This window comes from Leifsonia sp. SIMBA_070, assembly GCF_046534635.1.
GTDB lineage: Bacteria > Actinomycetota > Actinomycetes > Actinomycetales > Microbacteriaceae > Leifsonia.
On record NZ_JAWRYK010001031.1, the window covers coordinates 1 to 231 of the forward strand.

The window sequence follows — 231 nt, forward strand, 5'->3', positions numbered from 1 at the left end:
GGTTCGGCGGCGGGGTGCCGGCTTGCCGGGTAGGCGTCGCGAGCGTGGCGCCATCGCGGTCATGGCGGCGATCTGGGTGGCGGTGGCGTTCATCATGATGGGTGCGATCGATATCGGCCATTTCTACTCCGAGCGACGCAGCATGCAATCGGCGGCCGATCTGGCTGCGCTTTCGGCGGTGTCGCAAATTTCCGCTGACTCGACCTGCACGGCGGCGAAGATCTCGGCTGG

At 66.7% G+C, this 231-nt stretch carries 1 protein-coding gene; it reads left to right on the forward strand.

Features of this window, described 5'->3' with window-relative positions:
* Positions 1-22 precede the first annotated feature (22 nt).
* Positions 23-231 (forward strand): pilus assembly protein TadG-related protein (locus SB754_RS23290; RefSeq protein ID WP_410784604.1); only part of this gene is annotated, 209 nt, incomplete at its 3' end.